Annotated in this window: 16 protein-coding genes; 8 read left to right on the forward strand and 8 right to left on the reverse strand. The window is 68.6% G+C overall.

Annotated features, from left to right (window positions below; all coding sequences use genetic code 11):
* The first annotated feature begins 40 nt into the window (after nt 1-40).
* Both NDI79_RS11605 and NDI79_RS11610 read left to right on the forward strand, forming a co-directional pair.
* Nucleotides 41-490: an Lrp/AsnC family transcriptional regulator gene (locus tag NDI79_RS11605; protein ID WP_310928735.1), complete on the forward strand. Its 450-nt coding sequence runs from the start codon at nt 41-43 to the stop codon at nt 488-490.
* 75 nt (nt 491-565) lie between these two features.
* A complete protein-coding gene (locus NDI79_RS11610; RefSeq protein ID WP_310928612.1) occupies nt 566-1705 on the forward strand; it encodes a DUF63 family protein in 1140 nt (379 codons plus the stop codon).
* Between the two features lie 29 nt (nt 1706-1734).
* On the opposite strand, the gene NDI79_RS23765 is transcribed toward NDI79_RS11610, so the two are convergent.
* The 4 genes from NDI79_RS23765 to NDI79_RS11625 form a co-directional block, all read right to left on the reverse strand.
* Nucleotides 1735-1941: a DUF7835 family putative zinc beta-ribbon protein gene (locus tag NDI79_RS23765; RefSeq protein WP_484494543.1), complete on the reverse strand. Its 207-nt coding sequence runs from the start codon at nt 1939-1941 to the stop codon at nt 1735-1737.
* 428 nt (nt 1942-2369) lie between these two features.
* On the reverse strand, nt 2370-4082 hold the full coding sequence (locus NDI79_RS11615; RefSeq protein WP_310928613.1) for a YcaO-like family protein: 1713 nt from the start codon (nt 4080-4082) through the stop codon (nt 2370-2372).
* A gap of 91 nt (nt 4083-4173) precedes the next feature.
* Entirely contained in the window at nt 4174-4998 is an 825-nt protein-coding gene (gene tbsP, locus NDI79_RS11620) for a transcriptional regulator TbsP (protein WP_310928614.1), read from the reverse strand.
* 231 nt (nt 4999-5229) lie between these two features.
* Nucleotides 5230-7302 carry a hypothetical protein gene (locus tag NDI79_RS11625; RefSeq protein WP_310928615.1) on the reverse strand — a complete coding sequence of 691 codons (2073 nt, stop codon included), beginning with the start codon at nt 7300-7302 and terminating at the stop codon, nt 5230-5232.
* A 195-nt stretch (nt 7303-7497) separates the two neighbouring features.
* Between NDI79_RS11625 and glyA the strand changes: the two genes are divergently transcribed.
* Both glyA and NDI79_RS11635 read left to right on the forward strand, forming a co-directional pair.
* Nucleotides 7498-8745, forward strand: a complete 1248-nt coding sequence (gene glyA / locus NDI79_RS11630) for a serine hydroxymethyltransferase (protein ID WP_310928616.1) — start codon at nt 7498-7500, stop codon at nt 8743-8745.
* A 116-nt stretch (nt 8746-8861) separates the two neighbouring features.
* Nucleotides 8862-9755, forward strand: coding sequence for a bifunctional methylenetetrahydrofolate dehydrogenase/methenyltetrahydrofolate cyclohydrolase (locus NDI79_RS11635; protein WP_310928617.1), 894 nt, complete (start codon nt 8862-8864; stop codon nt 9753-9755).
* A 35-nt stretch (nt 9756-9790) separates the two neighbouring features.
* Here NDI79_RS11635 and NDI79_RS11640 read toward each other — a convergent pair whose 3' ends face one another.
* Both NDI79_RS11640 and NDI79_RS11645 read right to left on the reverse strand, forming a co-directional pair.
* Nucleotides 9791-10024, reverse strand: coding sequence for a DUF7385 family protein (locus tag NDI79_RS11640; protein WP_310928618.1), 234 nt, complete (start codon nt 10022-10024; stop codon nt 9791-9793).
* A gap of 44 nt (nt 10025-10068) precedes the next feature.
* Nucleotides 10069-10779: a DUF7117 family protein gene (locus NDI79_RS11645; RefSeq protein ID WP_310928619.1), complete on the reverse strand. Its 711-nt coding sequence runs from the start codon at nt 10777-10779 to the stop codon at nt 10069-10071.
* 112 nt (nt 10780-10891) lie between these two features.
* Here NDI79_RS11645 and NDI79_RS11650 point away from each other — a divergent pair, with 112 nt between their 5' ends.
* Nucleotides 10892-11038, forward strand: coding sequence for a hypothetical protein (locus tag NDI79_RS11650; protein ID WP_008383228.1), 147 nt, complete (start codon nt 10892-10894; stop codon nt 11036-11038).
* Nucleotides 11039-11423: 385 nt separating this feature from the next.
* Nucleotides 11424-11720: a PadR family transcriptional regulator gene (locus NDI79_RS11655; RefSeq protein WP_310928620.1), complete on the forward strand. Its 297-nt coding sequence runs from the start codon at nt 11424-11426 to the stop codon at nt 11718-11720.
* A 26-nt stretch (nt 11721-11746) separates the two neighbouring features.
* Here the strand turns inward: NDI79_RS11655 and NDI79_RS11660 are convergent, their stop codons facing one another.
* Nucleotides 11747-13021 (reverse strand): AI-2E family transporter, encoded by a 1275-nt coding sequence (locus NDI79_RS11660; RefSeq protein ID WP_310928621.1) that lies wholly within the window; start codon nt 13019-13021, stop codon nt 11747-11749.
* Nucleotides 13022-13124: 103 nt separating this feature from the next.
* Here NDI79_RS11660 and NDI79_RS11665 point away from each other — a divergent pair, with 103 nt between their 5' ends.
* Together NDI79_RS11665 and NDI79_RS11670 are read left to right on the forward strand one after the other, a co-directional pair.
* Nucleotides 13125-14435, forward strand: coding sequence for an MgtC/SapB family protein (locus NDI79_RS11665; RefSeq protein WP_310928622.1), 1311 nt, complete (start codon nt 13125-13127; stop codon nt 14433-14435).
* A gap of 60 nt (nt 14436-14495) precedes the next feature.
* Entirely contained in the window at nt 14496-15845 is a 1350-nt protein-coding gene (locus NDI79_RS11670; protein WP_310928623.1) for a class-III pyridoxal-phosphate-dependent aminotransferase, read from the forward strand.
* 33 nt (nt 15846-15878) lie between these two features.
* On the opposite strand, the gene NDI79_RS11675 is transcribed toward NDI79_RS11670, so the two are convergent.
* The gene (locus NDI79_RS11675; RefSeq protein ID WP_310928624.1) at nt 15879-16472 is read right to left on the reverse strand and encodes a hypothetical protein; all 594 of its coding nucleotides are present in this window, start codon (nt 16470-16472) and stop codon (nt 15879-15881) included.
* Between the last annotated feature and the right edge of the window lie 116 nt (nt 16473-16588).

Raw genomic sequence — 16588 nt, forward strand, 5'->3', positions numbered from 1 at the left:
CATCCGCAAGCGAAAAGAGGCCCGTTTCCCACCCTCCTGCATGGAACTCGACGAGACCGACCGCGCCATCCTCCGAATCCTGCAGGCGGACGCCCGGACGCCGTTCAGCGAGATAGCGCGGCGCATCGACATGTCGAGCGCGACGGTCCACGACCGGGTCGGTCGGTTGGAGGACGCGGGGGTCATCGAGGGCTACCACGCGAAGGTGGACCCGCGGAAGGTCGGCTACGGCACGTCGGCGCTCGTCGGACTCCGCGTCGAGCAGGGTCGCGAGGAGAACGCCCTCGAACGCCTGCGGGAGATAGACGGCGTCACGGAGGTCCACCTCACGACCGGCGAGTGGGACGTGATGCTCCGCGTGTACGCCGAGGACACCGACGCGCTCCGCGACCTCATGTTCGACGAAGTCGCCGAGATGGAGGGGTTCGCCCGGTCGCAGACGATGGTCATCCTCGGGACGGACTTCGAGGACCCGTCGCTGCCGGTGTAGCGCCGCCTCGCGTCGGCCCGTCCCCGCGTGCGGGAGACCGGAATCCTCAACACGCCTCACGCCGGGGATTCGGGTATGGCTACGGTTGCAGAGCGCGTCGGCGTGGACCCCGAGCGACTGTGGGGCGGCGCGGCGCTCGTCGCCCTCGTCGCCCTCGTCGGCGGCTCTATCGCCTTTCCCGAACTCGTCTACGACCGATTCATCTGGCACTACTTCTGGGGGCCGGTGCAGGCCGACGCCAACTCGGCCGTCTGCGCCGTCCGGTCCGGCGGCGTCACCGAGTACCTGAACAGCGCGACCGCCTGCGCCGCGGCGGCCGAACCCGTCGCCTACCCCGGCTACACGCTCGTCTCGGAGGTGGGCTACATGCTGACGCTGCTGTTCGCCCTGACGGGCGTCGTCTTCCTCATGCGCCGTCTCGACATCGGCCGGCGGCGGAGTTTCTTCTACGCCCTCCTTCCGTTCATGTTCTTCGGGGGCGCCCTGCGCGTCGTCGAGGACGCCAACGACACGCCCGGGGCGGCAGAAACGCTCATCTCCTACCCGTGGAACGCGCTCGTCATCAGTCCCATCATCTACTTCACGGTGTTTCTCATCACGCTCGCCGCCGTCGTCGCCGCCGTCGCCCTCGAACGGGCGGGGACGGTACCCAAATACGAGCGACCGCTGTTCGGAATCGGCGTCGTCGTCCTCGCTGTCACTCTCGGCTACCTGTTCTGGCTCGCGTTCTCGGGCGCGGAGGGCGTGGAGTTCTACCCGCAGGTGCTCGTCGTGATGCTCGTCGGTGCGACGCTCGCCGCCGGGGTGACGTGGTGGCTCATCGAGCGGTTCGCCCCCGAGATAAACGCCGGGACGGAGACCATCGGCTTCGTCGTCATCTGGGGACACGCCGTCGACGGCGTGGCCAACGTCGTCGGCCTCGACTGGATGACGGCGCTCGGCGCGGGCCCGAACCTCGTTCCCAAGCACCCGGTCAACCAGTTCGTCGTCGACTTCACGGCGAGCACGCTCCCCGCTTCCGTCCTCGCCGTCACGGGCGACGCGTGGCCGTTCCTCCTCGTGAAACTCGTCGCCGCGACGTTCGTCGTCTGGGTGTTCGAGGAGGGCATCTTCGAGGAGAGTCCGCGCTACACGATGCTGCTCCTCGTCGCCGTCCTCGCCGTCGGCCTCGGCCCGGGGACGCGCGATATGCTCCGCGCGACGTTCGGCGTCTGAAAAAGAACGGGTGGCCGCGCCCGTCGGGTTTACTCCACTTTTCTCGCCGTCGAACGCCCGCAGTCGGGGCACCGATACACTACGTGCGGCCGCCGCGAGAACTTCTCGTTCTCGCCCCGGACGTCGTCTCGCGTCGTTCCCTCCCGTATCGAAATCGACATTTCGTGCGCTTTCACCTCGCCGCAGCGAACGCACCGTCTCTGGGGGGTTCGAGAGGGTATCTCAGGGTCTCGCATTGAATCCCCTCGCAGATTTGAGACTTCGACGCCACAAATAATTTTTTCAGTTCCGAAATACTGTGTCGGAAGTCAGACGTTTGAAGCGAGAACTGCGTTCCGCCGCCGGAACGAAGAGTGACACGGGAGGCGGGAGCTCATCGCGAATAATTTACAATCTCTCACAGCTCAAATTGCACCCCCCTATCGTCACGTATTTTAGTCTCCGGTCCGTACGGTTCGACGGCGGGAAGCCTTCACCTGACCACACCCCACGACTTCCCGCTCGACGGGGGCCACCCTCCGGTCGTCTCGCGTCTCTCGGCTTTCGAGGGCGCGAGCGCCGGCGTCCCCCCGAAAGCGTAGTTCTCCCCACCCCACCACCCACACCACCCTTTTGCCGCCGCTCGACGACCGCGGCCGTACAGCCTCGCCCCCGAGAGCCGTCGCTACGGGAAGGGGTGGTACGGTCGGTCCAACGCCGCCTCGAACCCCAGTTCCGCGGGTACCGTCTCCGCTCGCTCCCCGAAGAACGGGTCGCCTTGGAACAGGGGTTGCGCCTCGGGTATCAGGACGCGGACGGCCTCGAAGCCGAGTTCGGCCACGTCCTCCGTGGTCGTCCGGACGGCGTAGGCGTCGAGTCCGGCCTCACTGACGCGTTCGAGGACGGCCGCGAGTTCGTTCTCCCCCGCCGGCATCTCGTCGGGGCCGACGCTCTCGGCGGGCACCGCCGTCCCCGCGTCCACGAACCGCCGGGCCGCCGCCGGGAAGTCGGCGTACTCGCCTATCGCCCCCTCCTCGGCGGCGGACCGTTCGGGCCCCATCGTCCGCAGTTCCATCCAGTTCTGTAGCGCCTCCGCGAGGGCCGAACGCGCGGCGTCCGCCGGGTCCAGCGACGCGTCCGACCCCGCGGCGAACCGCGGCCACTCGCCCTCCCGGTGGACCACCGCGGCGACGACGGGCACGTCCACGTCCTGCGTGACCAACAGCGCCGTCGCCGTCAGGTCCTCCGCGCGGGCGCGCTTGGCGAGTTCTCGGTAGCCCTCGTCGGCTACGTCGAGCGCCAAGGGGTCGAACGAGGAGTACCACGACAGCATCGTCGCGTCGCGCTCTATCACCTCGTACAGCCCCGACAGCAGCGCCTCCGCGCCGGAGTTGCCGAGCCCCAACCCGGTCGTGATGGGCGGTTTGTGCCGCGCGTCCGGCGGCGGGTGGTGGACGAACTCGGCGGGCACGGAGACGGCGTCGCCGGCGGCGAGATGTTCGCCGTCGACCCACGGAATCGGCTCCTCGGGGTCGGGCGCCCGGTAGCTCTCGGGACGGACGAACCGCGACGGCGAGACGGGGCGCGCGCGGGTCCGTTCGGGGGCGACGGTGAACTCCGCCGAGCGATAGACGCCTGCGCAGTAGCGTTCGAGGGCCTCCCCGAGCGCTTTCATGAACGCGGCGTCCCAGTCGGCGTCGACGCCGGCGGCGAACTCGGCGGCCCGAGCGTCGCTGAAGCCGCGCGTGTCCGCCGTCTGCGCGAGGTAGTACGGTACGGGGAACGACTTGCGTTCGCCCACCTGCGCGACGAGGCCCGTCCGGTCGTCGAGGGCGCGTTCGGCGCGGGCGAGGGCGTCGTCGACGGACGCCTCGCGGTAGTCGCGGCTGAGTTCCCGAGAACGGTCGGTCGGATTCGGAACCGGGAGGACGGGTCGTTCGGCGGCGACGCCGGTGCCGGCCACCTCCGCGACGGTTCCCGCCACCGAGTCGTCGCCGGTCAGGAGGGCGACGGCCCGGCGGCCCGCGAGGGCGCCCGCGAACCGGACGGCGCTCCGGTCGCCCGACGGCGACCCCTCGGCCTCCGTCGTGGCGGCGACTCTCGTCCGCAGGTCGGCGTAGCGGGTCGACCCGGAGAAGACGGAGACGGCGGCGTCGAGGGCGGGGACGGGGACGCCGCCGACGCCGCCGAGTTCGACGACGACGAGGCGGTCGACGCTCCCGTCGACGGTCCGCGGCGCGGCGGCGCCGGCGGGGGCGACGACCACCGCGAGGGCGCTCTCGCCGTCGACGCCGTCGGGCGTCGTCTCGGTCGCCTCGGCGTCGCAGTCCGCGAGGGCCGCGCGGACCGCCTCGGCGGCCGGACCGCTCCCGACGAGTGTGATGTCGTGCGTTGTCACGGTCGGGCAGAGGAGAGAGCGAAGGAAAAATCGAGGGGATACGGGTCGAGGCGGCGCTCCGCGCGTCGGTGCGCGGGTCAGCGAAACCCCGCTACGTCAGGAGGCTCTGTGCGACGCCCGCGAGTTGGTCGGGGTCGGAGTTGACGAGTCGGTCCTCGCCGAGTTTGAGGCGGAGGCGGGGTCGACCCACGTCGATGGGCACCTTCTCCGTGGCGATGAGGCCCATCTCTTCGAGTTTGGTCTTCGTGCGGGAGAACGTCGCCTTCGAGGCGATGCCGACGTCCTCGCCCCACTTCGAGATGTCGTAGAGCAGCACCTCGTTCTTCGCGGCGACGAGGAGGCTGATGGTCACCTCGTCGAGGCCGTCGCCGTCGCCGCGCGCCGTCTGCAGCGACGAGAGGACGGCGTCGAAGTCCGTCCGGGCGTCGGGGCTGATCTCCGTTTCGAGGCTGGCGCGCACCTGCGTGATGGGCGGGGTCCGGAGTTTGTACTCCGGGGCCTCCTCCCACATCGTGGTGTAGGTGCCGCGGGCGGCCTCGACGAACTCCTCGTCGGTCGTCACCAGGCCGGCGACGTGGTCGCCGGCGGTGACCAGCGAGACGACGGCCTCGTCGGTGACGAGGAGGGCGTTCTCCGCTCTGTCGCCGGAGGTCCGCATCGACAGCGACCCCTCGTCGACGAGGTCCGCCGCGTTGCTCGCGACGATGAAGTCGTCCATGACCTCCTTCAGGGTCGATTCGTCGGCGACGAGTCGCATCTCCGGAAGGTCGCCGTCGTGTTCGGAGGCGACGGTAACCAGCGTGTCGATGACGTCCGACGTCGGATCCACCACTAGCACCTCGCCCGTGCCCGAGTCGAGAACCGTCCGAAGGATGCTCTCGACCCCCTCTGTGAGCATGTTCGAGCTGATGGTCATGACTTAGAATAGAGCCGCGAGAATATTTAATATTAACGCAAACCGACTATCAGAATCAACGGGTAGCGCCTTATATCAAGCAGTCTGCAAAGGAATTGCGAATATTCTCTCAGAATTTATACCAGATTCATTCCATTGAATAAACGTCGGCTCCGCCTGTATCAGTCGTCGCGTCGAGCGTAACGAACTGACGTCCGGCGTTTCGGGGGACGCCGGGAGTCGGAACGCTTCTCAGGTCAACTCTCGATAGAGGTCCCCCGACCAGTGGATGTCGCCGTCGTAGATGACGGGGATATCGGTACGGTCGAGGAAGTCCATGAGGTCCGACGCGTCGAGGTCCGTGCGGCGCGAGGTGCCCAAGAGGTGCGAGCGTTCGTCCTCGGGGAACGGCGGGGCGTAGATACCGCCCGCGACGCGCGGGGAGTTCGTGTCGTACTTCAGGCGGTAGGAGCCGTCGTCGTTCTCGTCGATGGTCGCCACCGCGGGCGCCGGGATGCCCGGTTCCGTGAGCACGTGCGTCCCGTCGCCGACGACGGTGTAGTCTTTCCCCATGATGATTCGGCGGCGGGCGAGCGCCAGCGCCCGTTCGAGGCTGAAGCCGTTGATAAGTAGGCGGACGAACGTCGTGCCGACGCGGGCGGCGTGGCCGTCGAGCACCTTGTCGAACGTCACCGCGCCCGCGACGCTGCCCTTCTCGACGAGTTCGAGCCCCTCGTAGTAGGAGCCGCAGGCGTTGAGGAAGAACGTCTCGACGTTCGACTCCTCGATGTTCTCGATTGCGAGGTTGCCGTCGACGCACCGGAGGCCGGACTCGTCGCAGTGGCCGATGTAGTGGACCAGGTCGTGGTGCGTCTCGAACACCTCGGCGAGTTCCGCGCGGGTGGTCCGCTTTTTCACCTCCACCTCGATGTCGAGGCCGGCGGGACCGGACTCGTAAATCTCCGCCGCGTCGGTGTACTCGTCTATCATCCGCTTGTCGTTGAGGACGGCGACCACCGACAGCGACTGGGGGTCCTCGGGGTACCGCGAGCGGTGCTCGTACGCCTCCGGAATCGACTTGAACACGTCGATGGGGACGCCCTCGGCCAACCAGCCGTGGACGCGCCCCGCCCCGAGGACGGGTTTCACCGGATTCACGTCCGGGGCGTCGCCGGAGGCGGACCGGTTCCGGTCCCCGCCCTCCGGGTCGCCGGCGCGGTAGAAGTCGTCCAGCGACCGCGAGAGGCGCTCGTCGGTCCCGAGCGGTTTCGCCTCCGGGAGGAACACGTTCGGCACGTTCGGCAGCAGGTACGGGAGCGTCCGGACGTGGTCGTACGTCGGCGAGACGTACATCGACAGGTGCCAGTCGGGCAGTCGGTTCGACACCGCCTCGAACGGCGCGTCGAGGTAGGCCTCCAGTCGGGTGCCGGCGTCCGCGCGGTACAGCGACTCGGCGTCGAGGTCCACCTCCGACAGGAGGTCGGTCTCGGCCACGTCCCGGCCGTTCGGTCCCGCGCCGCGGACGAGACAGTCGAAGAGGAACGCCCGACGGAGGATGCGCGCTACCTCCGCTTGGTAGCCGGGATTCGGGTCGAACTCGCGTTCGAGGTTCGCCGTCCGGAGCGTCGGCCACGCGTCCTCGTCGTCGGCGATTCGCACGTCGGCGCCGAGATAGTGGACGAGCGACGACGCCGGGACGAGGTAGTCGAGACTGGGCGGCAGTTCGAGCACGACCGAGGCGTCCGGGCGCCGAGCGACGACGCTGTCCGGAATCGAGAACTGCTCGCCGTACTCGATGCGCGGCGGGGGCGCCCGCATCTCGGGGAGCGACCGGTCGGGCGTCGCCGTCAGGTGGCCGGCCGGCATCACCGACAGTGCCGTCGCCACTCCCTCCGGCGACCGGGGGACGGTGACCGTCTCCGGCCGCTCGGAGCGGTCGCCGACGCCGACGGTGACGGCCCGTCGCTCCGGGAACGAGAGGACGGGCGCGCCGCCGGCGTCGGTCAGCGTCGCGGCGCCGTCGAAGCGGACGAAGACGACGGCCGCCCCCTCGACGCGGAGGAGGTGGGGGGCGTCCGGAAGCTGTACGGTCCCCTCCGCGGGTGCCGTCGGCTCCTGCTCCGCCTCCGAGTCGACGCGCTGGAGTCGGAGCAGCCCCGGCGGGAGTCTGAGTGCGGTCGCCTCGCCGCCGGCCGCGTCGACCGCGGCGCGCGGGAGGTCGTGCTGCGGGTCGCTCGCCGCCCACCCCTCGGCGGCGACGACCGCAGAAGCGGTGCCGGGACCCACCGCTTGGACCCCGGCGTCGGTCGCCTTCACCTTGACCATCAGGTACACTCGAAAGCGGGGTTTGACAGGTTTATGTCTATCGCCGAAATGGGCCGAGTGAGCGGCTGAGACGCCTCTACTACGACTTGAATGTTGTGGCCGAATTCGCGAGCGTACGCACGAGCGTGCACAGAGACGGCGGCCGAGACTGCCAAGGTGGACACATTTATTGGGAGCACGGACGCCGGTTGGAACATGGACCACAGCCACGTCCGCGGCGTCGACCCCGCGGTCGCCGACGCGTTGGAGGGCGAAGCGGAACGACAGCGAAACACGCTGGCCATGATCGCCAGCGAGAACCACGTGAGCGAAGCGGTGATGCAGGCGCAGGGGAGCGTCCTCACGAACAAGTACGCCGAGGGCTACCCCGGCTCTCGCTACTACGCGGGCTGTGAGTACGCCGACGAGGTGGAGGAACTCGCCGTCGACCGCGCGAAGGAACTGTGGGGCGCAGAGCACGTCAACGTCCAACCGCACTCGGGCACGCAGGCCAACATGGGGGTCTACCTCGCGATGCTCGACCCCGGCGACAAGATACTCTCGCTCGAACTCAGCCACGGCGGCCACCTGAGCCACGGCCACCCGGCGAACTTCACGGGGCAGACCTACGAAGTCGAGCAGTACCACGTCGACCCCGACACCGGCTACATCGACTACGACGCTCTCGCGGACCAGGCCGAGGAGTTCGAACCGGACATCATCGTCTCGGGCTACTCCGCGTACCCGCGCGTCGTCGAGTGGGAGACCATTCAGGACGTCGCCGACGACGTCGGTGCCTACCACCTCGCGGACATCGCCCACATCACCGGACTCGTCGCCGCGGGCGTCCACCCCTCGCCGGTCGGCGTCGCCGACTTCGTGACGGGGTCGACGCACAAGACCATCCGCGCGGGTCGCGGCGGCATCATCATGACCACGGAGGAGCACGCCGACGCCGTCGACAAGGCCGTCTTCCCCGGCGCGCAGGGCGGTCCCCTCATGCACAACATCGCCGGCAAGGCGGTCGGATTCAAGGAGGCCTTGGAGCCCGAGTTCGAGGAGTACGCCGAGCGCACCGTCGCGAACGCGCGGGCCCTCGCGGAGACGTTCGAGGACGAGGGCATCGAAGTCGTCTCCGGCGGCACCGACAACCACCTCGTCCTCGCCGACCTGCGTCCCTCGCACCCCGACACGACGGGGAAGGACGTCGAGGCCGCCCTCGAAGAGGCGGGCATCGTCCTCAACGCCAACACCGTCCCCGGCGAGACGCGGTCGGCGTTCAACCCCAGCGGTATCCGCGCGGGCACGGCCGGTCTGACCACGCGCGCGTTCGACGAGGACGCCGTCCGCGAGGTGGGCGAACTCATTGCCCGCGTCGTCGACGACCACGACGACGAGGAGACGGTCGACGCCGTCTCCGACCGCGTGCGGGAACTCTGCGAGGAGCACCCCCTGTACCCCTGAGGCGCCGAGCGCGACCCGCGGATTGTATGCACGTGCATGGTTATCGAAGTCGCTTTTACCGACGGAGTATGCACGAATCCGCGTGATTGAAGTGCGGCGGCCGCGGCGGTTGAGACATGACGGAGATAATCGACGGCGACGCAGTCGCCGCCGAGGTGCGAACCGGTCTCGCCGACGCGATGGACGCCCTCGCCGACGCGGGCGCGACGCCCTGTCTCGCAACCGTCCTGATGAGTAACGACCCCGCCAGCGAGACGTACGTCTCGATGAAACACTCGGACTGCGAGGAGGTGGGCATCGAGGCGCGTGACTACGAGATAGACCCCGAGGCGCCCGCCGACGAACTGTACGCCACCATCGACGAACTGAACGCCGACCCGTCGGTCCACGGCATCCTCGTGCAGATGCCCCTCCCGGGCCACGTCGACGAGCGAGAGGTGCTCCGGCGCGTCGACCCCGCCAAGGACGTCGACGGCTTCCACCCCGAGAACGTGGGCCGCCTCGTCGCGGGACACCCCCGATACAAGCCCTGCACGCCCCACGGCATCCAGAAGCTCCTCGCCTCGGCGGACGTCGAGACGGAGGGGGCGGACGCCGTCGTCGTCGGCCGGTCGAACATCGTCGGCAAGCCGATGGCGAACCTCCTCCTGCAGAAGTCGGAGACGGGCAACGCGACGGTGACGGTGTGTCACTCCCGCACCGAGGACCTCGCGGCGAAGACGCGCGCCGCGGACATCGTCGTCGCCGCCGCGGGCGTCCCCGAGATGATAGACGGCGAGATGCTCTCGGAAGGCTGTACCGTCATCGACGTCGGTATCAACCGCGTCGAGGCGGACACCGAGAAGGGCTACGAACTCGTCGGCGACGTCGAGTACGAGTCGGCGAAGGAGAAGGCGGGCGCCATCACGCCCGTCCCCGGCGGCGTCGGGCCGATGACGCGCGCGATGCTGCTGTGGAACACGGTGAAGGCGGCGGGCGACGCCGAGGGCGTCGCCGTCGACCTGCCGTAGCCGCGACTCCTCAGCTCCCGCCACGTCGCCGCCGTCTATCGGTGCGTACAGACGACCAGTCGCTCCTCCTCGCGCGCGACGCAGAACCGCGCGTTCTCGCCCACGTCGAAGGAGTGCGCCCCGCGTTCGGTGAGGAGGAGGCGGTCGAAGGCGTCGCCGCAGGCCGGACAGGGGACGCCCTCGCGGTTCTCGTACAGCGTCACGTCGCCGTCGTCGCGGAGCAGTTTCATCCGGTGGCGGGCGGCGTGTTGGTCGAATCGGTCGGCCATCGGCGGTGAACGGGGGCCGGGAACGAAAGGCGTTGCCCTCCCCGCTACCCGAGGCGCGACAGTCGGTCCCGGGCGTTCGCCAGCGCCGACTCGTCGCCCTCCCGGGCGTAGGCGGCGAGTTCGCGGGCGGCGCGGACGAGCGCTTCCGAGTGCTCGACGGGCACGTCGCCCTGCAGGGCCTCGGCGCGCTTGAGGTGCTCGCCGAGCGTCGAGAGCGTCCGCCGGGCCTCGGGGCGCGACTCCCCCTCCAGCCACGTCGAGAAGTCGCGTCGGAAGGCGTTCAGCGACTCCGCGTAGGCGAGTCCGCGCGCGGCCGACATCGTTTCGGGGACCGCCTCGGGCGCCGGCCGGTCGCCGCGTTCGACGCCGTTCAGGAGCGAGAGCACGTACAGTTCCGTCGCCTCGTCGGGGTCGCGGCGGCGGCCGTACACGTCCATCGCGTGCAGCAGTTCGCGCGCCGCGAGGTAGGTGTCGTCGGGGTCGCGGAGTTCCCCGCCGCTGATGAACCCGCGCGCCCGGAGGTAGCTCCGCAGGTCGGTCTTCAGGTCGTCGGCGACGGCCGCTATCGACTCCGCCTCCGCCGCGGCGCGGTGCGCGGAGAGGTCGAGTTCCTCGGCGCTGTCGGTGTGGCGCGCTCGCCCGCCGACGCCGACGCTCCGCATGCTGCCGCAGGCCGGGCAGGCGACTTCGCCCGTGTCGTAGTACGACCACTCGTGCCCGCAGGACTTGCACCGCCGGCGACCCCGAATCTCCATGTGCGGACGTGCGCGGTCCCCGGACAAAAGCCCGACGCCGCGAGCGGCCGGGGGCGATGCTCGACCGCCTCCCCCGCATCAGGTTGATGGGTCCGACGGCCCTACCCGCTCTATGCGCTCAGAGGAGGAGATCAGAGAGCAGTACGAGTTCCTCGCCGAGGAACTGGCGTCCGAAGAGATGCGCCACAGCGGTGTGAGGGAACTGTTCACACACTACAAGCGCGCCCTGGGGTGGGTTCTCGAGGAAGAGCACATGTGAGCGGGTCAATCACGACAAGGGGCAATCCTCACGCGTGCCGATATCTTTAATACAGGCAAGTGAATAAGTACAGGTGACGCTTCGCTTTGGAGGGCCGAAGCGTCAGCGGGGACCAATTCAGGGCGGCAAGCATCCACGCGATTTTCGCGTGGCTTGCTTCCTTTTCCGATACTCACGTTCCGGAGCGACTGCGTTCTCGACGCGGGTCGTCGCACGAACCCGAGAGCGACGGCGTCGACTTCCGAAATTCGGTACGAGTGGTACGACCGCCGACAGAAACTGGCGGCCAGAACGGCCGGATTCACCGCGTACACGTGCGGTGCCGGTCGTTCCGCTCCGATATACTTATTCCAGCCAGACAATAAGGAACCAATCGAAAGTACCGATGTACGACTTGACAGGATTTCAGCGTGACCTACTGTACGTCATCGCCGGCCTCGACGAACCGCACGGCCTCGCCATCAAAGAGGAACTCGAAGAGTACTACGAGAAGGAGATTCACCACGGTCGGCTCTATCCGAACCTCGACACCCTCGTCGAGAAAGGTCTCGTCGAGAAGGGACAGCGCGACCGGCGAACCAACTTCTACACGCTGACGCGCCGCGGCCGCCGGGAACTGAAGGCGCGCAAGGAGTGGGAGGCCAACTACGTCGACGTCGAGTACGGCGGCGCCCGCGTCTGAGCGGAACTCTTCTCGAACGGTAGGTCTCAGGAGGGCGTCGACCCGTCTTCATTCACGGTCCCCGCACCCGAACCCGGCCCCGCGTCCGCGGAGGCCCCCGTCTCCCTCTCCGCGGCGGGGTCGCCCGTTCCTTCCGACTCGCCGCCGGACGACGCGTCCGTCGGTACCGGCGGTCCGGCGTCGCCGGCCTCCGTCTCCGTCTCCGCGGCGGGGTCGACGGCGTACGGTCGGATGGGCGACCCGACGACGAGTTCGGGCAGGACGTATCGCGCGAAGTTGGCGACGAGGACGAGTATCATCGGCGCGAAGAAGATGCCGTACCACCCGAACAGCAGGGGGCCGAACGTGTACGCGATCATCACCGCGCCGACGTGGAGGCTCCGTCCGGAGACGTACGGTCTGAGGACGAGGTCCGGAATCGTGTCCACGACGACGAACGAGATGGCGGCGAACGCGAAGACGAACCAGATGGCCGCCGGGTTCGTGAAGTACGCCACCGCGAGCAGGTAGGAGGCGACGGGGACGTAGACGAGTTTCATGCCGACAACGGGGATGAGACTCGCTACCCCGGCGAGGAGGCCGACGAGGGCGGCCGCCGGAATCGCCATCTCCGGCGGCGCCACCGCGTTCAGCGCGGAGTAGGCGATGACGCCGATGGTGCCCGTGAGGACGGCGTTGAGGATGTTCCCGAAGAAGATGTTCTGGAAGTCGCGGTCGACGGCCGTGAAGTACGCTTCCATCACGCCGCGGTCGTCCGCGAACTGCGTCCGGAACCAGCGGGCGAAGCGGTGGTCATCGCGCAGGAGGTAGAACGCCAGCGCGATCATGACGAACAGGTGGATGGCGCCGATGCCGAAGAACGCGAGCGTGTCGGCCGCCGACCCGAGCGACCGGAGTATCTGCGACACCTGCGCTTCGGTGATATCGGAGAGGTCGAACGCCAAGAGGGCGCTCAGGTCGGTGAAGCGGGCGAGTTGCTCGGTCGTGATGGGGTACCGCGAGAGGTCGAAGAAGCCGTCGCTCGTCAGTTTGGCCACCTCGCTGGCGACGATGGCGAACGCGTAGGCGACGAGGGCCAACGCCGGAAGCGCGAGAGCGAACAGGGCGATGGCGGCCGCGAGACTCGGCGGGCGGATGCGACGATTGAGGCGGCGGTAGATGGGGCGCGTCGAGTAGTAGATGAAGATGCCGAAGACGAAGGTGCCGACGAACGAGTAGAAGACGAAGGCCAACGCCGCCGCGAGAACGGCGCCGACCGCCCACCACGCCAACCGGGCGCGGTTCATATCGAGGAGGGACATATCTGAGAACGGACCCCCAGACGGCAAAAGTCTGTCGTGAATTCTAACGTGTTTCGGGGGAGCCACAACGGAATTAAGGACGTCGCTCCACGAACGAGCACCGATGCCGTTCCCGGTCCTCTCGTCTCTCGCTCTGCAGTCCGGTGATCTGCTGTCCGCGCCGCTGTCGAACGACGTCGTCAGACTCGTGCTGGCTGCGCTCCTCGGAATGTTCCTCGGGTTGGAGCGCGAGTGGTCCGAGAAGTCCGCGGGAATTCGGACGTTCAGCCTGACGAGCCTCGTCGGCGCGGTGTTCACCCTCCTCGCCGAGGAGTCCAACCTCGGCGTCTCCCTGCTCGCGCTGGGGGGTGCCCTCGTCATCGTGCAGGGCATCCTCCTCGCCGTCGACGGCCTCCTCAACGAGGGGACGGGCCTCTCTCTGACCACTTCGATGTCGCTCATGGCGGCCTACGGCGTCGGGGTTCTCGTCGCCCTCGGCTTCACCCTCCAGGGGGTCACCGTCGCCGTCGTCTCGTCGCTGTTGCTCGTCCTGAAGCGCGAACTCCACGGGCTGGCGGGGCGGTTAGACCGAGAGGAACTCCGCTCGATGACCGAGTTCGCCATCCTCGCGTTCGTCGCCTACCCCATCCTGCCGGCGGAGTCCTACACCGTCTACGGCGTCACCATCGACGACCCGCGGGTGGCGTGGCTCATGGTCGTCACCGTCGCCGGCATCGGCATGGTCAACTACGTCGTCGTCCAGCAGTACGGCGGCCGCGGCATCGCGGTCACGGGCTTCTTCGGCGGCCTCGCCTCCTCCTCGGCCGTCGTCGGGACGATGCTCGACCACGTCCGACAGCACCCCGACGCCTACCGCTACGGCGTCGCCGCCGTCCTCCTCGCCGACGCGGCGATGGCCGTCCGCAACCTCGTCATCGCGCTGACGTTCACCGCGACGAACCGGGCGCTCGTCGGGGTGGCGCTCCCCCTCGGCTGTCTGATCGTCGGGAGCGTCGTCGCCGCCTGGTTCTCCGCCGACTGGAGCGAACGGGTTGACATCCCCTTGGAGAGCCCGTTCTCGCTGCGGAACGCGCTCACGTTCGGCGCCGTCTTCCTCGCCATCCTGGTGGTAGGAACCGTCGCGCAGAGCGAGTTGGGGACGCTCGGCCTCTACGTCAGTTCGTTCGTCTCGGGGTTCGTCTCCTCGGCGGGCGCGACGACGACGGCCATCCTGCTGTACCGCGGCGGGAGCATCGACTCGACGGCCGCCACGCTCGCCATCCTCCTCGCGACGGCGTCGAGCGTCGTCGTGAAGGTGCTGCTCTCGCTGGCCGGCCCCCGGCGGTTCGCCCGCGCGGTGGCGCTGTGGTCGGCGGCGCTCCTCGTCGGCGTCGGCGCCCTCACCGGCGCGTTCGTCGCCTTGGGCGTCCTATGAGATTCGGTGTACGTCACCACCGAGCGAACTTCTTATCGTGGGGGTTGCCGTAGGGCGGTCATGGACCGAGAGACGGCCACGCCACGAGTCGACACCCTCCCCGGCGAGAAGGCGCGCGAGTGGGTGGACTACCACCGCTCGAACGCCGCCCCCAGCACCTACGTCTACGACTTCGTCTGGGACGTCTCCGCCGACGCGGAGGGGCCGTTCTGCACCGACGTGGACGGTAACGTCCTCCTCGATTTCACGAGCCACGTCGCCGCCGCCCCCCTCGGCTACAACAACCCGAAGATACTCGACCGCCTCCGCGAGTTCGACCTCGTCGACCCGCTGAAGATAGCGGGGCAGGACTTCTACGTCTCCGACGGGCAGCGACCCGGTGAGGAGCGCTTCCCCGGCCCGGCCGGTCTGATGGAGCGACTCGTGGAGGCGACGGACCACTACGGGATGGACACCGTCTTCCTCTCGAACTCCGGCGCGGAGGCGGTGGAGAACGCCATCAAAATCGCCTACGACGAGTCCGGCGGCGCCAAGTACGGCGTCACCTTCGAGGGCGGCTTCCACGGGCGGACGCTCGGCGCCCTCTCCTTGAACCGCTCGAAGTCGGTCTACCGCCGCGACTACCCCGAAATCTCGGGTATCGTCGACATCCCCTACTGCGATTCGCGGGCCTGTACGGCCGACACCTGCGACTGCGGCTTCTTCCCCGACGACTCCGGCGCCTCGCGCCTCCGGAAGAAACTCGACCCCGAGAAGGGGCACGTCCACCCCGACGACGTGGCGTTCGTCGTCCTCGAACCGATACAGGGAGAGGGGGGCTACCGCATCCCCTCGGAGGCGTTCATGGACGAGATGGCGGCGCTCTGTTCGGAGTACGACATCACGCTCGTCGCCGACGAGATTCAGACCGGCGTGGGCCGGACGGGGAAGATGTGGGGGTCGGACCACTTCGCCATCGAACCCGACATCATCACCTCCGCGAAGGCGCTTCGGGTGGGCGCGACGGTCTCCCGGCGGGACGTGTTCCCCGAGGAGAAGGCGCGCATCTCCTCGACGTGGGGCGCGGGCGACATCATCTCCTCGCTGCAGGGGGCGCTCACCATCGACGCGATTCACGACTACGACCTGATGGACAACGCCGTCGAACGGGGCCGGCAGTTCCAGGAGTTCGTGCGCGACGCCGACCTCGCGCCCGTCGCGGACGTGCGCGGACTCGGTCTCATGCTCGCGGTCCAGTTCGACTCGAAGGAGCGGCGCAACGACGTACAGGAGGCCTGCCTCCAGAAGGGCCTTCTCACCCTCGCCTGCGGCTACGACGTGATTCGAATCCTTCCGCCGCTGGACGTGACCGAACGAGAGGTCGAACTGGGCGCGTCGCTGTTCTGCGAAGCGGTCGAGGCGTGCGCCTGAGTCGGACCTCGGACGCCGCTCTCCTCTCCGTCCTCACCCGCCGAAGTCGCACAGCACGGTCGTCGACCGCACCGCGGCGTCGACGCCGCCGCCCGGTCGGACCGCCACGACCGTCTCCGACCCGTCGCAGTCGATGAACGACCGCGGGACGCCGAGGCGCCGCGCTCCCTTCCCGTCGGCCGCGACGGCGAGGACGTAGTCCGTCGGGTCGAACAGGCGCATCTCGAAGGCCTGGTACGCCGGAAAGCGCATCTCGGCGTCGACGACGGTTCGGTCGGCGTCGACGTCGTGGAGGCGGACCGTCACCGTCCGCTCCTCGGGGGCGGCGTTCCAGACGACGACGCGGTGGTGGTACTGCTCCGCCGCGCCGACCGACACGCGGTCGAAGACGCTCGCGGGGTCGAACTGCGAGACGGTCCCCGCGCTCGGCGGCGGGAGGCCGACCTCCCCGGTGCGCTCGAAATCCTCGGCCGTCCCGTCCGCGCCCAGTGCGTTCTCGTCCGCCTCGACGCTCGTCGACCCGTTCGAGGAGGCGTCCGAGAAGGGGATGCGGTCCGCGACGTCCCGCGCGGCCGCGCACCCCGACAGCGCGGTGGCGACCCCGACGAGGAGCGAGCGTCGTTTCATTGTCAGGTCCGACGGCGTGGGGGATGTTACTTGTATCGGTGACTCAAACGGGTACTGTATCGACGGTTCGGCCGGCGAGCGCACGGGCGCGCCGGGCGGTTGACGCAGTCTACGGG

Source organism: Halogeometricum sp. S3BR5-2 (genome assembly GCF_031624635.1).
GTDB classification, from domain to species: Archaea; Halobacteriota; Halobacteria; order Halobacteriales; family Haloferacaceae; genus Halogeometricum; species Halogeometricum luteum.

Coding starts and splice junctions, on each gene's coding strand:
- NDI79_RS11605 (WP_310928735.1), top strand. CDS start 41: ATGGAACTCGACGAGACCGACCGCGCCATCCTCCGAATCCTGCAGGCG.
- NDI79_RS11610 (WP_310928612.1), top strand. CDS start 566: ATGGCTACGGTTGCAGAGCGCGTCGGCGTGGACCCCGAGCGACTGTGG.
- NDI79_RS23765 (WP_484494543.1), bottom strand. CDS start 1,941: ATGCGAGACCCTGAGATACCCTCTCGAACCCCCCAGAGACGGTGCGTT.
- tbsP (WP_310928614.1), bottom strand. CDS start 4,998: ATGACCATCAGCTCGAACATGCTCACAGAGGGGGTCGAGAGCATCCTT.
- NDI79_RS11625 (WP_310928615.1), bottom strand. CDS start 7,302: ATGGTCAAGGTGAAGGCGACCGACGCCGGGGTCCAAGCGGTGGGTCCC.
- glyA (WP_310928616.1), top strand. CDS start 7,498: ATGGACCACAGCCACGTCCGCGGCGTCGACCCCGCGGTCGCCGACGCG.
- NDI79_RS11635 (WP_310928617.1), top strand. CDS start 8,862: ATGACGGAGATAATCGACGGCGACGCAGTCGCCGCCGAGGTGCGAACC.
- NDI79_RS11640 (WP_310928618.1), bottom strand. CDS start 10,024: ATGGCCGACCGATTCGACCAACACGCCGCCCGCCACCGGATGAAACTG.
- NDI79_RS11645 (WP_310928619.1), bottom strand. CDS start 10,779: ATGGAGATTCGGGGTCGCCGGCGGTGCAAGTCCTGCGGGCACGAGTGG.
- NDI79_RS11650 (WP_008383228.1), top strand. CDS start 10,892: ATGCGCTCAGAGGAGGAGATCAGAGAGCAGTACGAGTTCCTCGCCGAG.
- NDI79_RS11655 (WP_310928620.1), top strand. CDS start 11,424: ATGTACGACTTGACAGGATTTCAGCGTGACCTACTGTACGTCATCGCC.
- NDI79_RS11660 (WP_310928621.1), bottom strand. CDS start 13,021: ATGTCCCTCCTCGATATGAACCGCGCCCGGTTGGCGTGGTGGGCGGTC.
- NDI79_RS11665 (WP_310928622.1), top strand. CDS start 13,125: ATGCCGTTCCCGGTCCTCTCGTCTCTCGCTCTGCAGTCCGGTGATCTG.
- NDI79_RS11670 (WP_310928623.1), top strand. CDS start 14,496: ATGGACCGAGAGACGGCCACGCCACGAGTCGACACCCTCCCCGGCGAG.
- NDI79_RS11675 (WP_310928624.1), bottom strand. CDS start 16,472: ATGAAACGACGCTCGCTCCTCGTCGGGGTCGCCACCGCGCTGTCGGGG.